This window comes from Neobacillus drentensis, assembly GCF_036965645.1.
Classification (GTDB): Bacteria; Bacillota; Bacilli; order Bacillales; family Cytobacillaceae; genus Neobacillus; species Neobacillus drentensis_D.
In genome coordinates this window covers 1-6,613 of sequence record NZ_JBALPZ010000072.1, presented here as the reverse complement: position 1 = coordinate 6,613, position 6,613 = coordinate 1, and the positions used below count along the sequence as shown (strand labels likewise).

Here is a 6,613-nt window from a genome sequence, read left to right as displayed (position 1 = left end):
GGAACGAGAGTAAGTGTAACTGTAAGAGATAGCGGAGGAAATTATAGTCCGTACACAGTAATAATGGTAGGTAATTGAGTGGTGCAAAAACAATAAAACGAGTGATTTTGAGAAATTTATGGCAAAAAGAGAAGAGTTATTAGTACTATTCCAGTTTATACTGCAGTAGGAACGTATAAGATCCGCTTCGACTCTAATTCCAATCTGGGAGATTTATCAGTGCCGCCGGTTTCTGTAACCATTAAATAAAATTAGACCATGTAATGACAGTCGCCTCTAGCAGGCGGCTTATTTTTTTGAAAATTTCTAACTTCTTATTCTCTAAAAATAGCACTATGGTAAAATATAGTATGAAAGCACTAAACTTCCATAAAATGAGTTGAAAGGAGTTACGAATGAAGAAACTAGTAATAACGGTACTCATTGCTTTTTTATGGTTAGCGTACCTGCCTAACCGTGGGGAAGCTATTGCCCAAGAACCTCAAATGCAAGTAAAACTAGTCAATTATCTAGCTAACAAACCAAGTATTTCATTAAAAGTATCAGGAACCTACTACCTAAATGGGACAGCCACAGCCACCCGTTTAAGTACCGCCAAAACGTACACGGTAAAAGTAGTAACCCAAAGTAACAAGCCATACATAAGTTTATACGACGGTTCTACAAGACTCGCCATAGGTGCCAACCTGGCGATCAAAACCAGCAGCCGGAAAGATACCGCTACATTCAATAACCATACATATTTAGGGAATTTTAATTTTGCAGTGGACAATGGACGCTATGTAGGAGTAACAAATAGGATTTATCTAGAAGACTATCTAAAATGTGTCGTTCCGTCTGAGATGTACGCCTCTTGGAATAAGGAAGCACTGAAAACACAGGCGGTTGCTGCACGAACCTATGCCTTTTACCGAATCAACAAGGTCATCAACGATACAACTACCTATCAGTTCTACGAGGGAACTGCCAAACTGCATCCTAACTCTACGGCAGCCACCCAAGAAACGGTCGGGCAAATCCTTACCTATAACGGAAAAGTCATTGATACCTTATTTTCTGCTTCGAACGGAGGAATGACCGAGAGCAATTACAATGAGTTCGGCACTCCTCCACTTCCATACTTCCCAATTCAGAAAGACATCTATGATACAAAAATAAAGTGGAGCTCCATCATACATAAACAACAAATCAATACCACCGGATTAGATCTCCGTAATCCTGCGAAATGGTGGGATAAAACGGTGGAGGCCGATTCAGCCATCGCTAGTAATATGAAAACATGGCTATCCCAGAACGGGTATAGTAACAAGCAAATAAAGATCGTTAGTATCCCAAAATTGTCTTTTTATGAAAAGACGAAAAGCGGCAGGGTCTCAAGAGGGGATATCCAGTTTACCTTTTATGTAAAGGGGAAAGTTGATTCAACGGGGAAGCTGCAGCTTCAAACCATCAGCTATACAGGTGCGATTGCTGATAAAAATCGAAACATTATGGGAAAAAGTGTGTTTCCAAGTACGTTAATCACGAATATGGCACAAACCAGTTCTGCCTATACCATTTCAGGATCAGGAAAAGGTCATGGAGTGGGGATGAGTCAGCATGGTGCCAACAACCGGGCGAATGCTGGCTTAAAATACAATAGTATCTTGGCTTTTTATTATCCGCATACCGTTAATTCTAAGGTGTATGTTTTGAAAGCTAGTTACTAAAGTGAAAATAGTGTCTTTATGCAGTTTCTATATACTAAATTCACTTTGTCACACAAACTAGAGCTAAAAACCTTACCTAAGCCTTCCGGACTTTCCCGGGAGGCTTTAATTAGCTTCCCTTTCTTTACGTATTCAATAATACTTGTTATTGTTTGGTTTCCGTGTAGAACTAGTTGAGAAAGTGGCAAGGTAGTGTACAGAGTTACTAATTGCTTTTTTTATTATTTTAACAATATTCGACAAATTATACTCTTTACCGTCAAAATAATTAGTGGTAAACTAATGTAAGCTAAATATCATGGGTGTTTTTTGTAATTTTATTAGTACTTTTGTCTTTGTATATCAAAATATCTAATAGGGAGGATGGGTAATTAGGCTCTTATTTTTCTATTAGATATTTATTTTTGCCTATTAGTTGAATACTTATATGAAAAATAAACATCAATTGGTAATGAAATGTAAATTACCAAGACCTATTTAATTCAGAGTAAATTACTTGTAATATTATATTAGAAATATGTGATCCCATTTTAGATTTAGAGTGAGTGAATATAGATAGATAGATATGAAACAAAGGGGAAATGGGAGTGAAACGTGTTTTAATTATTACGCAGCATTTTTATCCGGAAATTGGAAGTCATGCGAACCGGATTAAACATCTATACATGTTGTTAGCCCAAAATAACTTTGAGGCCACAGTTCTGACAACACAACCCTCATATCCGAATAAGAAAATGTACGAAGATGGTCAATTTTGGGATGAGGAGTCTTTAAATCTCGACAATGAGCACATTATTAGGATTGGAATAAGGAACAGAAAGTATTCTGCCAATTTCTTGAATCGCCTGTTTTACTATCTAGAAATAATGTTCAAATTTATAATGATCATCCTTAAGGATAAGTACAAGTATGATTATATTTTTGTTACTTCACCACCAATCTTTACTGGATTTGTTGGTTTGTTTGCTAAATATAGATATAAAACAAAGTTTATCTTAGATATTAGGGATTTATGGCCTGAATCCTTAAAAGGTGTCGGTGTCTTTGACAATGCCGTGATCTTGAATATTTTTGGTGCATTGGAAAAGTTATTATATAAAAAATCCGACAAAATCGTCATAAATAGTTTAGGCTTTCAAGAATATATCCAACGAAAAGCAGGGATCCTAGAATCAAAAATAATGTTCATTCCTAACAGTGTTATAAAAGAGGAAATGGCATCAATTGAACATAAAAAAGAGCAAAGTAAAAAAATTATATATGCCGGGAACCTAGGACTAGCTCAAAATACGGATATTATCTACCAATTGGTTCCTCTTTTAGAAGAGAAGGGCATTCAACTAACCGTTATTGGTTATGGTGTAAACAAGAAGCAACTTGTAGAATCCATTAAAAACCATAAGAATGTGACGATTATTAACCCGGTGACAAAGAAACAATGCTTAGAAATTATTGCGGAGCATGATTTAGGTTTGGTTACCCTAAAAGACAAGGATGTCTTTAAAACGGTTCTACCAGGCAAAATTATTGATTACATGACTTGTGGAGTTCCGATTGTTGGCGTTATTGATGGGTACGCAAAGGATTTAGTAAATAATCATGGTGTAGGAATTGCTATACATGATAATAATCCTGAGCAAATCCTATCACATATTATGAATCTTTTAGATAACAATTCGACAAGATACAAAATGGCAAAAAAGTGTCAGCAATTGATTCTTAACGATTTCAATTGGGAAAAAAATATTACTAGTTTAATAGCATATATGAATGAATGTACTTTACCTCTACAAAGGAAGGATACAACAGATGTCACAGAAAGTTTGCATGTTCGTATGGAATCACTTCACAAATGATGCACGGGTTTTGCGTGAGTGCACCGCATTATCAGAAGCAGGATATGAAGTAGATTTATTATGTATCCACGATCCAAAAGATGCATCGTTACCAAGATACGAAGAAAGAAATGAACGGTTTAAAGTATACAGGCTGAAACGATATCCTGTTGTATTAGAATTAATGCAGAAAATTTACAAGTACTCCTTGCAGAATAAATTGTTTGGAGCTTTTTTCTTGCTTGTTTGGGCATTACTAATCTATATGGCACCGATCGTTTTTTCAATACTAACCGTATTAGCAGTGGTTTTATTGAAAACAAAATTAAAGGTAGTATGGGTACGAGGAAGTCTTATTCTCGGAATGATTATGAAGGGATTTCAAAAGGATTACGATATTTATCATTCCAATGATTTAAATACTCTCCCACAAGGTTATATTTGCGCTAAATGGCGCTTAAAACGCAAAAAGTTAATATATGATTCACATGAGGTTCAAACGAGCCGGACGGGATATCAAAGTCCAATTTATGGAAAGCTAGAGGCGTTCCTTATTAAGAGAATGGACGAAATGATCGTAGAGAATCATACACGGGCTGCATATAACGAAGACTTATATGGGTTTTATCCTCATGTAGTTCATAACTACCCTTTTAAGCAAAAGGACATTAATGATGAAAAAGTTGATTTGCATGGGATTTTAGGCATACCTAAAGGAGAAAAAATTCTACTGTACCAAGGTGGTATTCAAACTGGTAGAGGATTAGATAAATTAGTCAAAGCCGCTCCGCTTTTTAACGAAGGAGTCCTAGTATTAATAGGGGATGGAAAAATAAAAAAGGAATTAGAAAAAACTGTCCAAGAAATGAAGCTTGAAGATAAAATTAAGTTCCTTCCAAAGGTACCACTAAAGGAACTTCCTAAATATACAAGAAATGCTTATTTAGGGTTTCAGGTTTTAAATAATGTATGTTTCAATCATTATTCCGCTTCTTCGAATAAATTGTTTGAATATATGATGGCAGGTGTGCCTGTAGTGGCGTGTGATTTCCCCGAAATTAAGGGAGTTGTTGAAAGTGACGGTACAGGGATTTGTATTGATTCACATGACCCTGAATCTATAGCAGCTGGTGTTAACTGGTTATTAACCAATCCACGTGCTCATACAGAAATGAAAGAGAAGTCTATTGCATCAAGTGGAAAATACAATTGGGAAAATGAAAAGAACCTATTCCTTAATGTATATAACGCTAGTAGATTCCCGGTTAGTGAGTATTCCGATGGAGTTCAGGCTAGAATCCAATAGGTATTTAGTTGTTTTTGGTGGAGTATCCAGTTATTTACCAGCTCGTAAATATTGTCGAATAAAGAAACACATGATATGATGACTAAGGCGTCAGAATACAAGGCGTTGATTACTTCTAATAGAATAGATTGAAGGAATTATATATTTATTTAGATTATTTAGAAGAAAAGTTTATTGTAAGATCGTTATCTTACTAGTATATGAGAGTTATAGATTAACTGATAGAATAATAAAAATTTATTTAATTATTAGGGGGAAATTAATTTGAAACTTTGTACTGTAGGATTAGGATATATCGGATTACCAACTTCAATTATGTTTGCAAAGCATGATGTTAATGTAGTAGGTGTAGAAATCAGACCAGAAGTTGTTGAATTGTTGAATTCAGGGATAATTCACATTGAAGAGCCTGGTTTACAAGAGGCATTAAATGAAGTAATTGAAAAAGGTACGTTCCGTGCAACACTTTCACCTGAAAAGGCTGATGCATTTATCATTGCTGTACCAACACCGAATAATGATGATTTATATAAATCTTGTGATTTAACATATGTTTTAAGTGCGGTAAATAGCGTTATTCCGTACCTTGAAAAAGGGAATGTGTTAATTGTAGAATCTACAATTGCTCCAAGAAGTATGGATGATTATGTGAAACCTCTAGTAGAAGAAGCTGGCTTTACTGTAGGTAAAGATATCTTCCTTGTGCATTGTCCAGAAAGAGTTTTACCAGGACAAATTCTACATGAGTTAATATACAACAACCGTATTGTTGGTGGAATCACTCCTGAGTGTACCGAAGCTGGTGCAATGGTTTATAGTACTTTTGTAAAAGGGGAAATCATTAAGACGACTGCTAAGACTGCAGAAATGTCCAAGTTAATGGAAAACACATTCCGTGATGTAAATATTGCTCTTGCTAATGAGTTAACAAAGGTATGTAATGAATTAGAAATTAACGCATTAGACGTTATTGAAATGGCAAACAAACATCCACGTGTAAACCTTCATTATCCAGGACCAGGGGTTGGAGGACACTGTCTAGCTGTAGATCCATATTTTATTGTTGCAAAAGCTCCAGAGCAGGCTCAAATTATTAATTTATCACGTTCAGTTAATACTTCAATGCCTGAGTACGTAGTAAATAACGTGAATACTTTAATGGAAAATGTTGACGGTAAAGTTATAACTGTATTCGGATTAACCTATAAAGGAAATGTTGATGATATTCGTGAGAGTCCTGCAATGGAAATCTATGAAATGCTTGAGGAACAAGGTAAATATGAGGTTAGAGCTTTTGATCCACATGTAGAAGGAGATATCGTTATTAATGATATGGAAGAGGCAGTAAATAAATCCGATCTAATTCTTCTTCTCACTGACCATAGTGAATTTAAAGAACTTGACTTCAGCAAAATGACAAAAATGAATAACAAGAGAATCTTTGATACAAGAAATATAATGAAAAATGTTCCTGCTGATTTTGATTATATTAATTTTGGGAATCTTTATAACTCTATTAAAAAGGAAATGGTTTTATCAAGATAATTTTAAAAAAATACAGAGTGTTGTTGGGTTGAACTTTTTCTATCCGGCAACACTTTTATTTTTATAAACTGATAAATGCTAACTTATACAGGAATTAAAGCTCAATTTTTGTATGGTGGTATACCTACTATACTTTATGGAATATTTAATAGTTATTTTGAAATACTTTATATTAATTAATCAGTGAAGAATTGTTTGTATAAGCAAGTAGCATAATC

General features: G+C 34.7%; 4 protein-coding genes. All 4 read left to right on the top strand.

Going from position 1 to position 6,613, the window contains the following annotated elements:
* Positions 1 to 395: 395 nt before the first annotated feature.
* The 4 genes from V7266_RS14625 (at position 396) to V7266_RS14610 (ending at position 6,395) form a co-directional block, all read left to right on the top strand.
* On the top strand, positions 396 to 1,709 hold the full coding sequence (locus tag V7266_RS14625; protein WP_335468626.1) for a SpoIID/LytB domain-containing protein: 1,314 nt from the start codon (positions 396 to 398) through the stop codon (positions 1,707 to 1,709).
* Positions 1,710 to 2,290: 581 nt separating this feature from the next.
* A complete protein-coding gene (locus V7266_RS14620; RefSeq protein WP_335468625.1) occupies positions 2,291 to 3,565 on the top strand; it encodes a glycosyltransferase family 4 protein in 1,275 nt (424 codons plus the stop codon).
* Positions 3,519 to 4,850 carry a glycosyltransferase gene (locus tag V7266_RS14615; RefSeq protein WP_335468624.1) on the top strand — a complete coding sequence of 444 codons (1,332 nt, stop codon included), beginning with the start codon at positions 3,519 to 3,521 and terminating at the stop codon, positions 4,848 to 4,850. The genes V7266_RS14620 and V7266_RS14615 overlap by 47 nt, the downstream gene beginning before the upstream one ends.
* Before the next feature lie 264 nt (positions 4,851 to 5,114).
* Positions 5,115 to 6,395 carry a nucleotide sugar dehydrogenase gene (locus V7266_RS14610; protein ID WP_335468623.1) on the top strand — a complete coding sequence of 427 codons (1,281 nt, stop codon included), beginning with the start codon at positions 5,115 to 5,117 and terminating at the stop codon, positions 6,393 to 6,395.
* Positions 6,396 to 6,613 lie beyond the last annotated feature (218 nt).

Excerpts from the sequence above, each read along its gene's own strand:
- V7266_RS14615 (WP_335468624.1), top strand. The coding sequence starts at position 3,519 with ATGTCACAGAAAGTTTGCATGTTCGTATGGAATCACTTCACAAATGAT.
- V7266_RS14625 (WP_335468626.1), top strand. The coding sequence starts at position 396 with ATGAAGAAACTAGTAATAACGGTACTCATTGCTTTTTTATGGTTAGCG.
- V7266_RS14620 (WP_335468625.1), top strand. The coding sequence starts at position 2,291 with ATGGGAGTGAAACGTGTTTTAATTATTACGCAGCATTTTTATCCGGAA.